This window comes from Nostoc sp. UIC 10890, assembly GCF_054786515.1.
Genome location: NZ_JBSGKF010000001.1, coordinates 3,625,427 through 3,644,498, shown reverse-complemented (window position 1 = coordinate 3,644,498; position 19,072 = coordinate 3,625,427). Strand labels below are relative to the sequence as shown.

The following is a 19,072-nucleotide window of genomic DNA, read 5'->3' as shown; positions in this document are numbered from 1 at the left end:
ATCTTGTTAGTTTCTTCAAATATAACAGCTAACTTATATTTAACTTCATGAACTTGTATTGTTACTTAGTTGACAGTAACTTCATATATAGACAGTTAAATTTTTAAGCCCCAACTTCATCTATGCTTTACTAATAAACTTAAAAACAACTCTTTTAATCAAGACAAGTAAGACAAATAAAACAGTATATTTTACGAAGTATAAAGAGAAGAATCTTGTTAATTTTGTAATAGCCAGATTCGTTTTCAAAACGAAATTGCTTTGGATACATAAGTTATTTAACCAATTTAGAATAACGTTGGAAGAAATGATGTTAGAAGAACTGTTAGCAGAATCGTCACTGCGCGATCGCTTACAATCCGAACGTGCGATCTCTACGACGGACTACGCCTACGCATTTTCTGAGCTTGGCGATCGCCTCTTTAATGAGCTTGCTGATAAAATTGCTACAAAGCGACAGTACCGACTACTGTTTGAACACACATTAAAGCCTGAGTTATTCCAGCAAATCCGAATTGCTGCTGCGGGTTATATTTCAGCGTGTCTGAATAGTCCCATCATTCTTTCGGAAACTGAGATGCTTGAACGACTACTGGAAGCAAGAAGCACTTTGCCGAACTACACTGGTACTGGTCTTTTGATGCCCAAGCGAGAACATACTCTGGCATTTAACCTCTTTCAAAAGAGTGTCGCAGACGCTTTTTACCAACTAGGAGCGAATGACCTGATTGATGCAGTGGATTTACCAGTCAATCTCCGCATGGTGTATGGCAAGACTGACGCCAAGAAGTTGGGTTTGCCTTTCGCTAGCTCGAAGTGCCATAGCGATGTCTGGGCAGGTGTTGCCGCTGATGCAACTGTAGTGGTTCTGCCACTATTTGGCGACATCGATAATATCACTATCGAAGCAGGTGAAATGCCCCGCGAAATGGAACTACAGTCTATGCGGGTGATGTCAGACTTCGATGAAGGTCGGGATATTCCAATGGTTGTCTCCTACACACAAGCACAACTACAACACGGCACAATGTACTTTAATGATGCCCGTGGATTGCATCAAACAGTAAGAAGGAAAAGTGAAGGTCTAAGAATTTCAGTAGATTTCCGGTTCCGCAGGAAATTCAATGAAGCTTACCGGGCAATGGTAGCACCTAATATTGGTGGTATTGAAGAAGATATGAGTGTGCCATATCAAGACTGGCTGAAGGTTGGGAAAGAAATACTAATTGTGTTTGATGAAAGTTGTGAAGAAGCAAGGAAAAAACAGAATTCTGGCGCTCCAGTTCCGCTATATACTCGCGGGTATCGCCTTGTAGAAATATTCAACTCTTAACTTTCAGAAATACAAGCAACAAAAAAGAAAGAGGTCTAATACCAGACCTCTTTTTTAATTTTGATCACCCATAGCTGTAGATTCATAAACTTTGCGATAGTCCAATTTTCTGAAATAGAAGTTTTCTATCTGTTACCCGAAATGAAATAACATCTTGATAAATTCTGGATATTTACCTGAAACACGGTACATATACGGGAGTATACAAAAGATATATGTGTTATAAAGGCTGGTTAACAAGCTTGATTAAGATTACCTTGTTTCTATATGACTTAATTAACAGATTTTTTATACTATCAATTCTCAACAAAAAAGAGGTCTTTCTCGACCTCTTACCAATTCCCTAAAATAATGTTCTATTTACAGAATTACGACAAGCCAGTATTAGCGCCTTGCTTACCAGTTGCCAGTTCCACCTTGATGATTGTGCCACCAGCTTTTTGAATGCGTTGCTGTTCGCGGAACCAGTTTTCATAAGGAACTAGCTTAGTGAAGTAAGTATTTTGCAGTTCGCGTTGGGTACGAATTCGGGTTTGGCTGGGAACTAGAGCAGTAATTTTAAACAAACGGGACATATTTTGAAAATCTCCTGTATACCTTGTGAAAACTTTTTTTATCTCAAAATCTTGAGTGCAAATCTTTTAATCATTCAAAGGCTGGAAATCAAACATCAATACTAGACCACCAACACTCATCACTGATAATTTACCAAGATAAGCAATATAACGTTCTAGCACTCACGGTTGATTTCCAGACCTTAATAAAGCCGCACCTAAATTCTTAAGCGCAAACTAGCTCTTAGCTTAAGCCAGAGGAGATATAGTCTAAGTAAACCCCCATTTCCTTACCAGCGTCAGAACCTACCAAACTGGCGGTTACTTCCTTGATTGCTTGGATAGCTTGCACGGTAGCACCGACAGGAACGCCCAAGGAGTTGTAGGTTTCCTTCAGTCCATTGAGCACACGCTCATCTAGGATGGAAGGATCGCCAGCCAACATCGCGTAGGTAGCATAGCGGAGGTAGTAGTCTAAATCGCGGATGCAAGCAGCATAGCGGCGGGTGGTGTACATGTTGCCGCCTGGACGGGTGATGTCAGAGTATAGCAAAGATTTTGCTACAGCTTCTTTGACGATCGCAGCAGCGTTAGCGCTGATGGTGCTAGCAGCACGTACCCGCAGTTCGCCAGTGGCGAAGTAGCCTTTTAGCTTCTCTAAAGCAGAAGAGTCTAGATATTTACCTTGAACGTCTGCGGAGTTAATGACAGCGGTAATTGCGTCTTGAGCCATGTTGTTAATTCCTTATTTCCAACCGTATTGCAATACTTCTGTTTAAGTAGGTAAACAGCTTTACCCTATCCTAGAAGGGCGCCAACTAGGTAGTCGAAGTAGCCACTAGCTTCACTAGCGTCATCACCAGAGAGCAATGTTGAAGCTCCATTCTTCAGCCCACGGATACCTTCAGCAACACCATCGATAGGAGTTCCCAAGGACTTGTATAGTTCACGAGCACCGATAACACCAATTTCTTCGATGGGGGTGACATCACCAGCAACAATACCGTAGGTAATGAGGCGGAGGTAATAATCTAGGTCACGCAGACAAGTCGCAGTCAATTCTTGACCGTAAGCGTTACCACCAGGAGACACAACATCAGGACGCTTTTGGAACAGTTGATCACCAGCTTGCTTAACAAGACGTTCGCGATTTTCTGTCAAAACTTGAGCAATCCGCACGCGGCGCTCACCACTTGCAACAAATGACTTGATCCGATCTAACTCACCAGGGCTGAGGTAGCGGGCTTCTGCATCAGCATTCACGATAGCTTTCGTGACGATACTCATTAATGGATTCCTCCAATACGAATGAAACCAGGATTTGATTAAACTGGTGCGACTTTGAGTTGGTTTACTGAGTTTATTTCTCGTTCTTTTAGACACAACAGTTTTACAACTGCTACGGCTAATAAATCACGAGTTTGCTTGGGTCAACATAAGTACACAAGCTTTTAAACTCAGTTACCTTCCGCAAAACATTTTCCGGCATTCTGTTGAGCATTTATGACTGCTCTTAATACTTTGTAATATTGCTTTTCAGAATTTACCGTTTTAGCTGCAATCTGAGAGCATTATTACGGAAGGTTACGAAGGTTACAGGGGACAGGTTACAGGGGACAGGAAATAATCTGTACCCCATTCCCTATTCCCTATTCCCTATTCCCTATTCCCTATTGGGAAGCGGTTGTAAGGCACAACATCTTCACCGAAGTAGCGGCTATATTCTGGACTTTCGACTATTGCTTCTACAGCAGCTGACAAACCGCTATCGGTTAGCAGGTTGTTATACTGGCTAATTTCTTCCTGAGTTGCGGGTGTACGCCCCAACAGATGACGGAAGAGGAACTCAATCACCTTGGCATGAGGATAAGGTGACAAGAAGCGCTGGCGATAGATTTGGGAACTGGCTAGTTCACGTACAAACTCGCGGACGGAGATTTCCCCATTCTGGAGTTTGCTATCTAGGTCAGTGCGACGGAAATTATCAGGTACTTCACCGCTAAATACATCCAATACTTGCCGATAAATGGCATTGATTGTCTGTTGTTTTTCGGCTTGGTTGGTGCTTTCCGTTAGACGGTAAATGCGTGCATGTTTACGCACACCCTGTTCCACTGATTGTCCGCTACCATCGTTGTAAGAACGACCCAGTTCAGCAAAGGATGGCTTACCATTTGTTTGCGCTGTGATATCTGCGATCGCCTGTGTCAACAGCGGTGTATTGTTACTAACCCCGACGCGGGCTTGTACTGGCTTAAAGCTAGGTACAACTACGTCATCGTTTTGCTTGGTCAGCTGGTTATAAAGCTTCTCCGTATTCGGGAAGTTTGCCGCCGGGAGGGTCGGGAAGCGACGGTAAGGCACCGTATCTTCACCAAATACCTGGTTATATTCCACACTATCTACCAAAGCACCAATAAAGGCACGAATACCTTGAGTAGCCAAAATTTGGTTATACTTGCGGATTTCTGCTTGGTCTAGTGGCGCACGTCCCAAGAAGTGTTTGGTTCCTAACTCAATCACTTTGGTGTTGGGGTAAGGTGTGTAGAATTCTTTCAGGTAGAGGTTAGAGTAACCCAAACCTTCAATAAATTCCTTCACACTAATTTCGCCATTCCCCAGCTTGCTTTCCCATTTGGTAAATTCGTTTTTGGCAATGTAGGGTGCAATATCCCGCTCAAAAATCTGACGATAGGCAGCACTAATCAAAGTTTTGACTGCAACTTTGTCACTGGTATTCGCCACCAGCTTGAAGATTTTGGTCTGTTCGCGTTGCTTGCTGACACCTTGGTTAATGCGGAACTGAATATCTGGTTCTGACCGTTGTTCTGTGACTGTACCTAATGTCACAAAGCTTGGTGTTACTTCTTTCTGGACTTTGGCGGCAATATCCTCACGAATGCTACCAACGCGTAATTGTCGCCCTGATACACCACCAGGAGTCAGATACCGTTCGTAAGGAATTGTATCTTCACCAAATGCTTCGCTGTATTCTACGCTGTTAATAATGGCATCAACCACCGCGTAAAAGCCCTGTTTAGCAGCGATGTCAAAGTACTTGTTGATTTCTTGACGACCGTAGGTCGGACGACCCAACAAGCGGCGGTGAATATACTCGATCGCTTTACAAACATAGAGCGATGACCAGTACAGATTGCGGAATACATCCGACTTAGCCAAACCACGGATAAACTCCCGCACAGAGATGTCGCCGTTTTCCAGCTTGATTTCCAATACCTTCGGGCGCTGACCTTCGTAAAGATCACGACCGAAAACTTGCAGGTAAGCAGCTTTAATCACTGCTTGCGTGGAGCTTTCGGAGAATCTGACGCTAGAACCTTTGGCAGCCTTTTTACCTCTAGTACCAGGCAGTTGGTCTAACTTGAACACCTTGGGCCCAAGAGTACCAGGAGCTTCACCCCGCGCTCTGGGATTACTATTTTGGTTATTAATCCCTGCGCCTTGGTGAATCAGGATGCGTTTGGTATCCTTGCTAAAAGGAGCCGGACTGGTACTGGGGTTGCGAGTTTCTTTGGGGAAAATTGCCCCAAACTGAATTTCCAAGGGGTCATTACCAGAACCGTAGGGATGTTGATCTGGTAGCGGTTGTTCGTAAGCTGCAAATGTGGTGATGAACTGAGGTATCTTGCGGAAAGGCGCACTGTAGTTAAACAGGTCTTGCTGCGGCCCCCAGTTGCGGCATTCTTGTGCTTCTTGACCCAGACCCCGGAGGTAGGGTACTGTTTCTTCACCAAAATAGTCGCTGTATTCAGCGGAATCTACTAAAGCATCTACTAAGGCTGCCAGACCACCGTTAGAAATAATTGAGAAGTATTTTTGTACTTCTTCACGGCTACTTGGCCCCCGTCCTAGAATGTGACGGAAAGCTAGTTCGATGACTCGGCTGTTAATAAAAGGCTGGTAAAACTGTTTTTGGTAAAGGGGAGATTTAGCTAAACGACGGACAAACTCTTTCACGGAGATGTCGCCATTCTTCACCTTGGATTCTAGGTCAGATATGGACAAGCTATAAGCACGGGTAATGTCGCGCTCAAAGATTTGCCGATATGCGGCCTTGATTACCTCATTTTTTTCGCTACTTGATAACCCAGTTTTCATTACAAACTTGGGACGCCGTTCTGCTGCATTAAAGTAAATTTGCGGCAGTTGCAACCCTTGCTGGTCGCTAGAGGGGCGTTGACGGACTTTATTTGAAGGTGTGGCTGCTTTGAATTCTGTTAACAAAACATCCATGTACTGAGACACAATTGCTGTAGCCTCAGCATCGTTGCGGAAAAACGAAAGTGATCCGGCTTTGATTTCCTGCAAAGCTACTAGCGTTGCTTCACCAGAACAGGCATTTTCAATTATTTCCCGTAAACCCCGTGTATTCACCGCTATGATGTTGGGGTCGCCAGCAACGATCGCATAAGTAGCGTAGCGCAAGAACCAGGATAAATCCCGCAAGCTCTTGGCCATGTTGCTTGGGCCATAACGAGCAATGTTAATTGGTCTGAAACCTGCGGGTGTTGGGCCGCTAGGGGATGAGTTAAAAATTGAGCGTAAATTTTCTAGGAACCCACCACGACTTTCAACGTAGGTTACAGTTCCCAGTTGCATCCCTTGTTGAACATTAGCACCACCACCAGCAGTTACTAGTTCTGCTTCTCTGGGCTTTTCTAAAAAAGCCATTGGCGAACCACCGACAAAAATCCGGTTGGCAGCCCGAGATACGATAATCTCAGCATTTTCCGTCAGCGTCTGGGAAATTTCTAGACGCTTTGCACCAGATGCAAAATAGCTTGCCAGTTCATTTAATTCACCATTTCCCAAGAAACGGTCTTGCTGCTCCGCTTGGGTAATTGTAGCTACTGCTAGGGTTTGATATAGTTGCGGACGCGCAACTGAGCTTCCACCACTCGCCTTAACACTCATCGGATTTGTAAAACTCCCATCATAAGCGTTTATGTGTTAAGTCTGGATCGTTTTGAGGCTTGACACATCGGTGTGTCTATGCTTTATGAGCTTGAGAGTATTGCCTGCAAAACTGCCAGTAAATTAACCCAGTTAGCTTTTAGATTAGAACGTTTTGCGTTCTCAAGGCTGGTTTATTAAGAAGTGTGTAGAACCTGTATCTTGAATGCCTCTAGTCTTAAGAATAGGTACTCTTATTTGCCTGAGATAAAATCTAAGTTTTGTAACTACTTATTTGGTAGTGCGGTGGACACCCTGAGATATTGCAACTAGTACCGCAAGGCGGAATTAAAAATTAAAAATTAAAAATTAAAAATGAATACAGGATAAGGGTTTCGTTGATTTGGAATGATTGGTTTATTTCCGCCGTGTTGTACTAGTGCAATATCTTAAGTTGAAACTAAATTACCTTCAGCAACATCAGTGGACAGTAGTCATTGGTCGATGTTAAGTTGTTTTTGCTACCAATAGCTGAATATTCAGAGCTAACGCTAATCTAGAAATAATTCTTAAATATTGGTGGTTTAAGCTTTATCTGTCAGCATTATCCAACAGAAAAACACTATGCACAAAAGTTATAAATTTAACTATCTATTCAAGGCTACCCTATCTGCGATCGCAGTTATTTTGGCTGTCACTCCAGCCAATGCGCTTCCAGGGCAAAATATCAGCACCGTTGTCAAGTGGGCAAAGACCAGACCTCAACTACCAACTCTGAGATATAACAGCGAAGCCCACGGCTACGATGGTACAAAGGGAAATTTATACTTTTATGCTGACGTCACTTCTCAAAATGGGACAGTGAATAAAGAAGGTATAACTGTTAGTGGTGATAAACGCCTCAAATTCACCACAAAAAATGCCAATGCGGTGAAACTGTTACAAAATATTTATAATTTTAATATTGCCAATGACTTCCAGAAGTCTCAGTATGTCAGCAAAGTTGGACGTGACCAATATTATCGTGGGCAAAAGCTTGCTTACATAGCTGCTGAAGTGCAAGGTGGCTCATCATTGCAGATCATTCCCTTGAATAAGTTGCAAGAGTTTATAGATAATGCCAAATATTGCCAAACTAATCAGTGCGACCTTTAATTAATTAGTAATTCGTAATTTTTGAGTTTAATTTTTCTTCTCTACGAGACGCTACGTGTAGCTTGTTTCCCCAAAAGGATACGTCTATACCTGGCGTTTTTTTAGTCGGGGTCTAAATTTACTGATTTAACAATATTTCATTACGAATTATAAATTATTTTAATTAACCTTGTAGCCTCAACTCACAGCGCAAATCAAACTCTGATTAGTCGTAAATCATTGGAGCGATCGCAAAAGACAATATGTTGAAGAAGGTAGGAGGCAGAGGGCAGAAGGAACAATTAGACGGGGATTCAGACCCCGCCCAATGTTGTTTGCGCTTTTGTTTTCGGCGGGGTTTTAGACCCAAGTTCGGTTCGGTCACAGGCAGAGGACTGGAAGCAGTATTCTCTTCTGCCCTCTGCCTTTCTTGATAATTCATGTTGATATTAAAAATGAAAAAATTTGGATACAAAGAGATGGTACAGAAATCGGCATTGCTAATGAATTAATCGCTGCTGGAGTACCTAAAAAAGATATTGTATTAGGATTTCACGCTCCTTATAAACGCCAATTTACTGACTTTGCTGTTGAATAAATAGTAGGAAATAAGCAATAGTAATCTTTGCCCTAATCATCCACTATCCGCTAAACTCAGAAATGCTGCGTTATTCCTCATCATGTCCGATTCCCAAACTGTTAGTGCTGCTGTTGCCAAACTCTACAATACCTACCCCTTTCCGCCAGAAGCCCTGTTGGATGAACCACCTCCAGGCTACAACTGGCGCTGGAATTGGCTAGCTGCTCATAACTTCTGCACAGGTCAAAAACCCCAAAAGCAAGATATTCGGATTTTAGATGCAGGTTGCGGTACTGGTGTAGGTACAGAGTACTTGGTTCACCTCAATCCCCAGGCTTCTGTTGTGGGAATTGACCTCAGTACTGGCGCTTTAGCTGTAGCCAAAGAACGTTGTCAGCGTTCAGGGGCTAACCGCGTTGAATTTCATCACCTCAGTTTGTTTGATGTGGAACAGTTACCAGGTGAGTTTGATTTAATTAACTGTGTTGGGGTTTTGCATCATACCCCCGATCCCATTCGCGGGATTCAAGCTTTGGCGAAGAAGTTAGCCCCAGGCGGCTTAATGCACATTTTTGTGTACGGGGAGTTGGGACGCTGGGAAATTCAACTCATGCAAAAAGCGATCGCACTTATTCAAGGTGACAAAAAAGGCGACTACCGCGATGGTGTCCAAGTTGGGCGACAAATATTTGCTTCTTTACCAGAAAATAACCGAATTGTCAAATACGATAAACAACGTTGGTCACTAGAAAACAATAAGGATGAATACTTTGCTGATATGTACGTTCATCCTCAAGAAATTGACTACAACATTGAGACGCTATTTGAATTAATTGATGCTTCAGGATTGGAATTTATTGGTTTCTCGAATCCGAGTTTCTGGGATTTAGAGAGACTTTTGGGTAAAGCACCAGAGTTAGTAGAACGGGCAAAAGAATTGAGCGATCGCCAGCTTTACCGCCTGATAGAATTATTAGACCCAGAAGTAACTCATTACGAGTTTTTCCTCGGTCGTCCTCCTTTAATCAAAGCTGACTGGTCAGAGGATAATGTTCTCCTAGCAGCGATTCCCGAACTGAATCCTTGTCTTGAGGGATTTCCCAGTCAATGTTTCTTTAATTACGATTACCAGATAGTTAATTTATCTGTAGCGGAGTTTGAGTTTATGCAAAGATGTGATAAAAATTCCACAGTTGCAGAGATATTGACAAATGTAGAACTGGGATTAGATGAGGTAAGAAGCCTTTTGCAACAGCAGTTGATTTTATTGACACCTGCTTAGGGAATTCAAGTAAAAAATATCTAATTATTTATTGTGGGATAGCCGAAAGGCCACTGGTGTCTACTTTTGCCAAAAATAGCGTACTGATTGGGTGTTGTTCACCCGCCAGGGATTGTAAATCCCTGACTAATTGCTCAAGTCTACTGAAGTAGACTGAAAATTTTTGCGCTCTAAAGTCCTCTTCAGAGGACTTTAGCTATGAGACAGGGATTTACAATCCCTGGCGGACGTGCTGGCGGACGTGCAGTTTCTCGTTAAGTTGACACCAATGCCGAAAGGCCCATCCCACAATCAGATATTTACCCTACAACGGCCGAACTTGCTACCTTCTCTTGTCTTTGGGAAGGCGGACGCATTCCCAAACCAAGTAAATTCAGCATTTCTCGGTCAGTATCGTAATCTGGGCAGGGAGTTGTTACCGTCAACATCTTGTTGTCGTCGCTAGAAAAGATAGAATTGGCTCCTGCCATAAAACAAAAAGCTTGCTCAACTTGAGAAAGTCTCGCCCTTCCGGCACTAAGACGCACATCGGAAGCTGGCATTAAAATTCTGGCTGTGGCAATCATCCGCACAATATCCCAAATGGGGACATCAGGCTGATTTTCTAAGGGTGTGCCTGGTACTTGTGAAAGAATATTAATTGGCACGGACTCTGGATGGGGATGTAAGTTTGCCAGAGTTTGTAACATTCCAACCCGGTCATCTACAGTTTCGCCTAAGCCCAGGATACCGCCGGAACAGACAGTGACATTTGTCTGACGGACATTTTCAATCGTGTTCAAGCGATCGCTATATGTCCTTGTGGTAATAATTGTGCTGTAATATTCCTGCGAGGTATCTAAGTTATGGTTGTAAGCGTAAAGTCCCGCTTCTTCCAATTTTTTGGCCTGATTTGCCGTCAACATACCTAGAGTGCAGCACACTTCTAAACCCATTGCGGTTACATCCTTGACCATATCCAGGACTTCCTCAAATTGTGAGTTATCCCGCACTTCTCGCCAAGCAGCACCCATGCAGATGCGACTAACACCAGTTTCTTTAGCTTTCTGGGCGATGTTAACCACCGTTTCCTTTTCGAGGAGTGCTTGCGCCTTTACCTCTGTTTTATAGCGGGAAGATTGGGCACAGTAGCTACAATCTTCTGGACAACCTCCCGTTTTGATAGATATAAGCTTACAAACTTGTATTTTTGTTGGGTCATGATATTGGCGATGCACGCTAGCAGCTTGATAAACAAGCTCTAGCAATGGCGTGTTGTATATCGCCCGAATCTCTAATTCCTGCCAATCGTAGCGTATTCCCACCACATCACTATCCTTCTTGTAAACTGGGTTAATCAAGAGCTGTCTTTTGCTTGAATTTCCTGCGGTACAGCGTTTGGGCAAAGCGATTTTATCGAAGTTATGCCCCGCACTGTGCTTTGTCACCCATTGGCTCTCAATCCTTCCGCTCTAGATATTAGACATCAGCTTATCAAGATTTTGGTTGAATGGCAGATTAAGAGCAAAAATACTCACTCTATTCTGTTGTAAAGGGCATTGGGTAAAAGTGACGCTTTCCCGCTAATTGCAAGCAATGTAGCGGGAGCATCCTATCCTCACGGAATAGGCTTACTGCTTCACAGGACTAGCAACCTAGTATCCTCCACAGTCTGCGGCGATGCGTCCACACCGCCGTTTGTACAAGAAACCAAAGTTTTGTACAACCCAAGGTAACTGATTTTACGCAACCAACCTGACAGATTTTATCTGTACTTTTGGATGCAACCCCCTATCAGAATTCATCGGTTCGGATTTTCTCGGTGCAAATTACTGCCACTCCGAGATACATATATTTTACCTCTTATGCTTACTCCACAAAGATTATTAGCTATGAAGATTAAACTCATATTGGCAACCATTGGGGTATCGAACCCCAATGGTTGCCCTCCTATCCCCCATCCCACCACACCGCAGGTTGGTGGGAGTACCCCGGAGGCTTAGATGGAAAAACTATCACCCTTGCATAAGTGCGACCCTTGCGTAAGTGCTGATAATGAGACAGCTAATCTAACTACTGCTACTCAACCACAGGTTATGAGAGAATTTATAAAATTTAGAGAATGCTCTTGGAAGAGATCCCGCTGATTAAGTAATTTATGATATCAGAACTGCCAATAATTACAAGCGATCGCCTATTATTACGAGCAGCGATCCATGAAGATGTACCCCAAATTCTCAAATACTTTATTGAGAATAAAAGTTATCTCACTCCATTCTACCCTCTGTGGGCGGATGGTTTTTTCACTGAAGAATATTGGCAGTATCAGATAGAGAATAGTTTTCTGGAATTTATCAATGGGCAATCGTTAAAATTATTTATTTTTACTAAAAAAAATCCTACTGTAGTGATTGGAACGGTCAATTTTAGTAATTTTGTCCGAGGAGCCGCTCATTTTTGCTATGTGGGATATAGCCTTGCTGAAAGGAAACAAGGTAAAGGATATATGACAGAAGGGCTAAAAGCCGCGACTCAACATGTATTCCAAGAGTTAAATTTTCACCGCATTATGGCTAATTATATGCCTCACAATCGGCGTAGTGGTAGTGTACTCAAAAGACTCGGTTTTGTCATTGAAGGATATGCTAGAGACTATCTGTTAATTAATGGGCAATGGGAAGATCATATTCTGACAAGTCTCATCAATCCTAATTGGCAAGCACCTAAATTTTAAAATAATTCGTAATTTAATTGTTAGGGTGATCAAGTCAAAAGTAAGAGACCATTCATAAAGTAAACCTTAAATTTCCAGGTTCGTTATGCGCTGATTTAACGCACCTGTAAATATGGTATGTTACAGCTAAATTCAACTTTCTCAAACCCTCAAGCTCTTACACAGCCGTAACATACCCTAATTAATATTTACTTTATAAATAGGCTATGATCTTAGATCACAATATCATTATGTGCTCTAGATTTTGATGGTAGCGCTACCATATTTTAGATATAGGTTGCTTTTTGCATCTATGCTGATGCTGAAGCCAGAGGTAGTATTAAGGGAAGAATGAATTAAGCTTTGCTCGTAATGACTCTGGCTGAAACTCCAAACTACAAGAATTCTAGCAATCCTTTTCTCACCCTCAACTACGAAAGCGCCTTAGAATCTCTAGGCGATGACTACTATGATGAGGTTGCAGCAGCAGAATTTCCCCAACACCTCCTGCGTTGGCGTAACGATGAACTATTACCCCGTTTCGGTCTAGACCCCCAAGTAGTCAAAGACGAAGATTTCATCACAGCTTTTGGCCGATTTCAGGGGCGCAAACCCTTATTGGCATTGCGTTACCACGGCTATCAATTTGGTGAATATAACGGACAGTTGGGCGATGGTAGGGGCTTTCTCTACGGGCAAGTACGCGCCAATGATGGCGAATTATACGATTTTGGCACAAAAGGTTCTGGAAGAACGCCCTACTCTCGTGGTGGCGATGGTTTGCTCACGCTCAAAGGTGGGATACGGGAAGTTCTGGCTGCGGAAGCACTGCACCACTTAGGTGTACGTACCTCGCGCTGTCTGACCATGATTGAAACAGGTTTACCCCTCTGGCGGGGCGATGAACCTTCACCGACTCGTTCATCTGTGATGGTTAGGATGAGCAGTTCTCATATTCGGTTTGGCACTTTTGAGCGACTGCACTATTTCCAGCGTCCAGATTTAACTAAGAAGCTGTTAGACCACGTAATTGAGCAGTATTATCAACACTTAACTGGTGAACAAGATAAATATGCCCTGTTTTACGCCGAATTAGTTAAACGGGTTGCAGAACTAGTAGCGCAGTGGATGGCGGCTGGATTTTGTCATGCAGTTCTCAATACTGACAATATGTCGATTACTGGAGAGAGTTTTGATTATGGCCCTTACGCGTTTATCCCGACTTACAACCCATCCTTTATAGCTGCATATTTTGACTATTATGGACGCTACTGTTACGGTAATCAACCAAGTATTTGCCAGTTGAATTTAGAAATGCTCCAGGAACCTTTTAAAGCAATTATTGATAAAGGTGATATGGAGGCGGGATTAGCCAGGTTTGATGAGTATTATCAAGCTGAATACAGTTCTTTGATGTTGAAAAAGTTGGGTTTTGTGGAATTGCCAGATGCACAAGCTCAAGAACTCTTGAATCTAACGGTTGAATTTTTGAAAGAGAGCCAAGTTGGTTATCACCAATTTTTTTATGAGATGGCTCGCAGCTTTTCATCTAAATGGCGAGATGAACCAGGTTTTGTGATGAACAGTTCAGATATTGTACCAGTACCGGGTGCGTCAGGAATTTTTGATGATTGGTGCATACTATACCATAAAATTTTGAATGATCTGGACTGCGATCGCATCGATGTAATTGCCAAAACTCTAACTGTTCATAATCCGAAAACGGCATTATTAAGACCTGTAATTGAATCTATTTGGGAACCAATTACTCAGGAAGATAATTGGCAACCTTTTTATGATTTATTGCAGCAAATCAAATCTAAAAAGTAGTCAAGTTATAGCTATTTTATTCTTAATTTCTACAGAGTTATTGAGATTAAATTTTCTGTAATTGACACGACCAATAATCTAAGAAGAGACGTTGCAATGCAACGTCTCTTCAAACGACTATAAACTAATACGCTTGGGTTAAGCGCTACTTATACAAAATCGTGGGTTTTTGAAACGCGATAAATCACCGTCTCTACAAGTGTTTTGGTATTATCTAAACTGTATTGAACTATAAAAATCCCGATTTAATTACGAGAAAATACGTAGGTTTTTTGTTAAATCTAAAAGTAAAATTTTATTCAGCTTTGGCGATTAGAAATCACGTCTACACAGACTAAATCGAAAGTTCTGATGTTTGTAAATATGACTTCAGAATTATCTTTGTCTGCGCTGGTTATTTTTAAGTCCACGTAGGTAAAGTTGGTTTGTGTAGTAGTAAATTCTATTTGCCCAATCTTTTTCAAACTTTTATAGCATCTAAAAAATCTAAAAAAATGAATCAGATATACATATCGTATGCATGGAAAGATAACCAGAGTGAATTAGGCAGACAACGCGAAGAATTGGTTGATAAAATTTGTGCTGCACTTGTTTCTGAACGTTACAACTTAATTCGCGATCGCAACTATTTAACGCTAGGTAAGAGTATACAGAACTTCATGCAGGAAATCGGGCGTGGTAACTATGTAATTCTTGTAGTCAGTGACAAATATTTGCGCTCAGAATACTGTATGTTTGAAGCTGTTGAAATCATGAAACACAAAGATTATGAACAAAAAGTTTTTCCAGTTGTTTTACAGGATGCCAATATATATACCAAAGAAGGCAAGATAGAGTACATAAAATACTGGAAGCAACAGAGAGAAAAAATAGAAAAAATCATTGATTTAGAATTATTTTCCCATGAATATTCAGCAATGCATAACGTTGCAGCAAAAATTATAGAAATTTCAGAAAAAATTGATGAGTTTATGTTTTTTATCTCAGATAAATTAAGCGTAAATCCAACTAATAACTTTAATGCATTTATCAATCAGCTTAATGATGCTATTAGAAATGATGCTGTTAAACTCAGAAGTAAAAAAAGCATTTTAGTTGCAGGAACAGGAAACTTTAATATTCCTAATGAAGTTAATTGGTGTACTCAAAAGCTTGGTGAAAAAATAGCAGAATATAACTACAACCTGATTACAGGTGGATGGGAGGGAGTAGATTATGTTGTAGCGGATAAGTTTGCTGAAAAAATAGCAGAAAAAAATATCCGCCTAACGGATAAGCTAACCCACTTTGTTCCACAAGGAAAACAACCTGTATTTAAGGGTGGAAAAGTCGAATATACAGAGTCAGGTATTAATGAATGGCTCAATTGTCTGCGACATTCAGATTTGGTTATTCTTGTGGGGGGTGTTGGCGGAACTTATGAGACTTACCTGTATGCTAAACAAGAAAACATTCCGGTGATTCCTATTGTATGCACTAATGGCGATGCTAAAAAAGTGTTCGACGAAATGCTGGCAAATTGGGATAGTAAATTAATGGGAAATATTTCACCGGAAAAATTCAAGTCACTGAATCAATATATCAATGACCCATTAACAGCAGAAGATGTAGTAAATGATGTGATGGATATTGTTAACGAAATTATTTTTGCAAAAACCATGTTAAATTCCTAAAAATTAAATAGCTAACTAAACTGCTGGGCATAAAACCGCGCATAGCGATGTTCTAAAGCTAATAATTCTTCATGGGTTCCCGATTCGACAATTTGTCCCTGTTCGAGAACTAAAATACGATCGCATCGTCTCACGGTTGATAAACGGTGAGCAATAATAAACACCGTCCGTTTTTCCATCAGTCTTTCCAGCGCTTCCTGTACCAGTGCTTCTGACTCGGAATCTAATGCTGATGTCGCTTCATCAAGAATCAAGATTTGGGGATTGAGCAAAACAGCACGAGCGATCGCAATTCTTTGTCTTTGTCCACCAGATAAGTTTACCCCACGTTCGCCTACCCAAGTCTTATAACCCTCTGGCAGTTGGCTAATAAACTGATGAGCATTAGCAATTTTCGCCGCCTCTTTCACTGCTTTTATGTCAAAAATATCTTGTCCAAAGGCGATATTTTGAGCAATTGTCCCGGAAAACATGATGGTTTCTTGAGGAACAATCCCAATTTGTCGTCGCAGACTATGCAGCTTCACATCCCGAATATCAACATCGTCAATGAATATTTGACCAACTTCGGGGTCGTAAAAACGGGGGAGAAGATTCACAAAAGTGGTTTTACCAGCACCAGAAGCACCCACAAGTGCGATCGCTTCACCTGGCGATACCAATAAACTGATATCTTTTAATACGGGTTCACCTGGTTTATAGGCGAAGGAAATATGACGATATTCTACTTTGCCCTTAACTGGGGGGAGAGCGATCGCATTTATCTTTTCGATCACCGTCGGCTGAATTGCCATCAATTCAAAAACGCGGTCAACAGATGCTTCACCCTGCTTAAATTCGTTGTAGTTGTTAGTAGTGTGACCAATGGGATCGATTAACAGCGCCGCCGCCGCCAGATAGCTGAAAAAATTCGCTACTGTCAAGTTATTTTGGGAAATTTGCCACGCTCCCACAATCAGTAACGATAAGGCACTTAAGGCTTCCAGAAATCCGATGATTGGAATCTGAATCGCTTTGAGGCGTTCGGCTGAGTATTTTGCTTTCAGACTGCGTTCTGCTTCATGGCCAAAGCGGGCGATTTCGTAATTTTCGGCAGCAAAAGCTTGTACCAAACGAATACCGTTGAAGACTTCCGCCAGGATGGCTGATAAACCCGACACGCGATTTTGACTTTTTAAGGAATACTTGCCCAAGCGTTCACCAAACCAGCCGATTAAAATACCCATCAGCGGGGCAATTATGACTGTTGCGAGTGTCAGTTGCCAATTTAGGTAAACCATGTAAATTGGAATTGCTACCAACTGCAAAATGCAGGGGATAAAGTCGTGAAATACTTTATTTACCACTTCGCCAACGCGGTCAACATCTTCTGTGAGGCGGTAAGATAAATCACCTGCTTTTGCCGTTTCAAAATAGCTGAGATTTAGCTTTTGAAGATGTGCGTAGACTTGCTGGCGGAGATGAAAAGCCACTCGCAAAGAAGCTTTCGCCATGTACATATCTTGTATAGACTGAAATAAGCCTCTGACAAGAAAGATTAAAGCACAGCTGCCAGTTATTTGAGCGATCGCAACTACATTACCTTCTGCAAAGGGAGTTGCCAATTTACCGGCAAGATTGATCAACACTAATGTCGCCAGTACGTATCCCAAGATACCAACAAGTCCCTTGGCGATGGTTTGCCACTGGAGTCTGATATAAGGCAGTAGTTGCAAATAATTAGAACGGGTTTTCAAGCTCGAAAGTCCACAACAATATTTTCCTTTGTTTGACGCTAGCAGTTTTTGGTGAGTTTCTGAACAGTTAACTAAAAGGACTGATTATTGTAGAGACGGCGATTTATCGCGTCTTTGTGATCATTCATCGCGTTTTTGTAATCTAGAATTTTCATCAAAAAACCTTAACCGAACTAACGTATTGCTTCCACCCCTCACTTATCCTAAAAAATTAGCCCCCTCCTTACTTGCAAGGAAAGGGCTAAATTTATCTGAAAAATAATTCGTAATTTTCCGGTTCAATTACGAACTACGAATTACGAATTACGAATTACGAATTAATATCCGCCTTCTTCTTCGTATTCTGGCTGTCTTTCCTTGATTTTTTTGGGAATATTCACAGGCTTCGGCTCATCTTCCCAAGCATCGCCCTCTACGTCGTCATAATCATCATATTCGTCAACATAAGGCTTGCTGTAAGGCTGGGCTTCATACTTTAGCGGCTGCGGTTGTTGATATCTGTCGTTACCCGTTGCTTCACTCCAGTTATCTTCTTCTTCGTCTTCTTCGTATTGAATAGATTCATACTGCCGTGCCTTCATTACCTGACGCTGCGGCCTTTCTTCTTCCACATAGTCTTCTGTCCATTCTTCTTCCCGCGCTACTGGTTCGGGGGCACGAACTTTTTGCCTGGGTGGCTGCAATGGCACTCCGCTAGGCAGTTGATTAGCTGGTGCAACTTGGCGCGGTGGAGTATAGCCGTATTCTTCTTGTTCATCGCGCTCCCAGGGGGCTTTACCGATACCCAGACGCTCTAGTAAACCAACTGTCAACTGGTCTACCCGTTCTTCGGCTCCCTCAAACACAATCAACCGATTGGGACCAGTGCTGACAATTTCATCTACTGAGAACTCATAAGTACTCACAAATTGATCGGGAATTTGGGGCAATCCTAAAGAAGCAATAACTATGGAGTTAAGCTTCCCGGTTTCGCCGTCGAATTTGAAGCCCCGAACTTTGCCTAGTACTTCACCTGTTTCTGTAATTACTTCCCAGTTAATCAGATTACTGAGAGATTCAACTTCGATATCTTCAATTACATCTTCGTTATCAACTAGGATGACATCACCAATCTGGCTGATGTTGTTGAGGTACATGTAGCGCGGTATGCCCGAAATAGAGATCAGGCTGTCTCGCAAACCAAGAGCCACAACCTCTCGTTGATCAATATCAACCCACACTTGACTGATTATGCCTAACCGCTTGCCGTTGTCGCGGGTAATCACCTGAGTGTTTAATATATCGGAACGTCTAATTATCTGTTCGGAGGTCATTCTATACCGAGTCCTGATCTCGAATCCGGTT

Annotated in this window: 13 protein-coding genes and 2 pseudogenes; 7 read left to right on the top strand and 8 right to left on the bottom strand. The window is 42.1% G+C overall.

Features of this window, described 5'->3' with window-relative positions; translation table 11 throughout:
• Nucleotides 1-307: 307 nt before the first annotated feature.
• Nucleotides 308-1,333: a hypothetical protein gene (locus ACWATR_RS14870; RefSeq protein ID WP_460333595.1), complete on the top strand. Its 1,026-nt coding sequence runs from the start codon at nucleotides 308-310 to the stop codon at nucleotides 1,331-1,333.
• A 368-nt stretch (nucleotides 1,334-1,701) separates the two neighbouring features.
• Here ACWATR_RS14870 and ACWATR_RS14865 read toward each other — a convergent pair whose 3' ends face one another.
• The 4 genes and pseudogenes from ACWATR_RS14865 to ACWATR_RS14850 form a co-directional block, all read right to left on the bottom strand.
• On the bottom strand, nucleotides 1,702-1,908 hold the full coding sequence (locus tag ACWATR_RS14865) for a phycobilisome linker polypeptide (RefSeq protein ID WP_094349821.1): 207 nt from the start codon (nucleotides 1,906-1,908) through the stop codon (nucleotides 1,702-1,704).
• 223 nt (nucleotides 1,909-2,131) lie between these two features.
• Entirely contained in the window at nucleotides 2,132-2,620 is a 489-nt protein-coding gene (gene apcB / locus ACWATR_RS14860; protein ID WP_069068902.1) for an allophycocyanin subunit beta, read from the bottom strand.
• A 65-nt stretch (nucleotides 2,621-2,685) separates the two neighbouring features.
• A complete protein-coding gene (gene apcA, locus ACWATR_RS14855; protein ID WP_069068903.1) occupies nucleotides 2,686-3,174 on the bottom strand; it encodes an allophycocyanin subunit alpha in 489 nt (162 codons plus the stop codon).
• 387 nt (nucleotides 3,175-3,561) lie between these two features.
• A pseudogene (locus ACWATR_RS14850) lies at nucleotides 3,562-6,822 on the bottom strand (phycobilisome rod-core linker polypeptide); the annotation flags it as partial.
• A gap of 603 nt (nucleotides 6,823-7,425) precedes the next feature.
• Between ACWATR_RS14850 and ACWATR_RS14845 the strand changes: the two are divergent.
• Complete coding sequence (locus ACWATR_RS14845; RefSeq protein WP_460333588.1) at nucleotides 7,426-7,956, top strand: hypothetical protein; 531 nt, start codon at nucleotides 7,426-7,428, stop codon at nucleotides 7,954-7,956.
• 205 nt (nucleotides 7,957-8,161) lie between these two features.
• Here the strand turns inward: ACWATR_RS14845 and ACWATR_RS14840 are convergent, their stop codons facing one another.
• The gene (locus ACWATR_RS14840) at nucleotides 8,162-8,377 is read right to left on the bottom strand and encodes a hypothetical protein (RefSeq protein WP_460333585.1); all 216 of its coding nucleotides are present in this window, start codon (nucleotides 8,375-8,377) and stop codon (nucleotides 8,162-8,164) included.
• Between ACWATR_RS14840 and ACWATR_RS14835 the strand changes: the two are divergent.
• A pseudogene (locus tag ACWATR_RS14835) lies at nucleotides 8,369-8,533 on the top strand (element excision factor XisI family protein); the annotation flags it as partial. The gene ACWATR_RS14840 and the pseudogene ACWATR_RS14835 overlap by 9 nt on opposite strands.
• A gap of 82 nt (nucleotides 8,534-8,615) precedes the next feature.
• Nucleotides 8,616-9,797, top strand: coding sequence for a class I SAM-dependent methyltransferase (locus tag ACWATR_RS14830; RefSeq protein WP_460333582.1), 1,182 nt, complete (start codon nucleotides 8,616-8,618; stop codon nucleotides 9,795-9,797).
• 299 nt (nucleotides 9,798-10,096) lie between these two features.
• Here the strand turns inward: ACWATR_RS14830 and bioB are convergent, their stop codons facing one another.
• The gene (bioB, locus tag ACWATR_RS14825) at nucleotides 10,097-11,104 is read right to left on the bottom strand and encodes a biotin synthase BioB (protein ID WP_460340440.1); all 1,008 of its coding nucleotides are present in this window, start codon (nucleotides 11,102-11,104) and stop codon (nucleotides 10,097-10,099) included.
• A gap of 830 nt (nucleotides 11,105-11,934) precedes the next feature.
• Between bioB and ACWATR_RS14820 the strand changes: the two genes are divergently transcribed.
• The 3 genes from ACWATR_RS14820 to ACWATR_RS14810 all read left to right on the top strand — a co-directional run bounded on the left by ACWATR_RS14820 (nucleotide 11,935) and on the right by ACWATR_RS14810 (nucleotide 15,992).
• On the top strand, nucleotides 11,935-12,510 hold the full coding sequence (locus ACWATR_RS14820) for a GNAT family N-acetyltransferase (RefSeq protein ID WP_435026687.1): 576 nt from the start codon (nucleotides 11,935-11,937) through the stop codon (nucleotides 12,508-12,510).
• A gap of 351 nt (nucleotides 12,511-12,861) precedes the next feature.
• Complete coding sequence (locus tag ACWATR_RS14815; RefSeq protein ID WP_460333578.1) at nucleotides 12,862-14,319, top strand: protein adenylyltransferase SelO; 1,458 nt, start codon at nucleotides 12,862-12,864, stop codon at nucleotides 14,317-14,319.
• 494 nt (nucleotides 14,320-14,813) lie between these two features.
• Nucleotides 14,814-15,992 carry a TIR domain-containing protein gene (locus tag ACWATR_RS14810; protein WP_460333575.1) on the top strand — a complete coding sequence of 393 codons (1,179 nt, stop codon included), beginning with the start codon at nucleotides 14,814-14,816 and terminating at the stop codon, nucleotides 15,990-15,992.
• Between the two features lie 11 nt (nucleotides 15,993-16,003).
• Here the strand turns inward: ACWATR_RS14810 and ACWATR_RS14805 are convergent, their stop codons facing one another.
• Both ACWATR_RS14805 and ACWATR_RS14800 read right to left on the bottom strand, forming a co-directional pair.
• Nucleotides 16,004-17,728 (bottom strand): ABC transporter ATP-binding protein, encoded by a 1,725-nt coding sequence (locus ACWATR_RS14805; RefSeq protein ID WP_460333570.1) that lies wholly within the window; start codon nucleotides 17,726-17,728, stop codon nucleotides 16,004-16,006.
• Between the two features lie 317 nt (nucleotides 17,729-18,045).
• Nucleotides 18,046-19,041 (bottom strand): PRC-barrel domain-containing protein, encoded by a 996-nt coding sequence (locus tag ACWATR_RS14800; protein ID WP_420758603.1) that lies wholly within the window; start codon nucleotides 19,039-19,041, stop codon nucleotides 18,046-18,048.
• Nucleotides 19,042-19,072 lie beyond the last annotated feature (31 nt).

What these genes read in the sequence shown, in the direction of transcription:
- ACWATR_RS14865 (WP_094349821.1), bottom strand. Translation starts at nt 1,908, where the DNA reads ATGTCCCGTTTGTTTAAAATTACTGCTCTAGTTCCCAGCCAAACCCGA.
- apcA (WP_069068903.1), bottom strand. Translation starts at nt 3,174, where the DNA reads ATGAGTATCGTCACGAAAGCTATCGTGAATGCTGATGCAGAAGCCCGC.
- ACWATR_RS14830 (WP_460333582.1), top strand. Translation starts at nt 8,616, where the DNA reads ATGTCCGATTCCCAAACTGTTAGTGCTGCTGTTGCCAAACTCTACAAT.
- ACWATR_RS14845 (WP_460333588.1), top strand. Translation starts at nt 7,426, where the DNA reads ATGCACAAAAGTTATAAATTTAACTATCTATTCAAGGCTACCCTATCT.
- ACWATR_RS14840 (WP_460333585.1), bottom strand. Translation starts at nt 8,377, where the DNA reads ATGAATTATCAAGAAAGGCAGAGGGCAGAAGAGAATACTGCTTCCAGT.
- ACWATR_RS14870 (WP_460333595.1), top strand. Translation starts at nt 308, where the DNA reads ATGATGTTAGAAGAACTGTTAGCAGAATCGTCACTGCGCGATCGCTTA.
- ACWATR_RS14800 (WP_420758603.1), bottom strand. Translation starts at nt 19,041, where the DNA reads ATGACCTCCGAACAGATAATTAGACGTTCCGATATATTAAACACTCAG.
- apcB (WP_069068902.1), bottom strand. Translation starts at nt 2,620, where the DNA reads ATGGCTCAAGACGCAATTACCGCTGTCATTAACTCCGCAGACGTTCAA.
- ACWATR_RS14815 (WP_460333578.1), top strand. Translation starts at nt 12,862, where the DNA reads ATGACTCTGGCTGAAACTCCAAACTACAAGAATTCTAGCAATCCTTTT.
- ACWATR_RS14820 (WP_435026687.1), top strand. Translation starts at nt 11,935, where the DNA reads ATGATATCAGAACTGCCAATAATTACAAGCGATCGCCTATTATTACGA.
- ACWATR_RS14810 (WP_460333575.1), top strand. Translation starts at nt 14,814, where the DNA reads ATGAATCAGATATACATATCGTATGCATGGAAAGATAACCAGAGTGAA.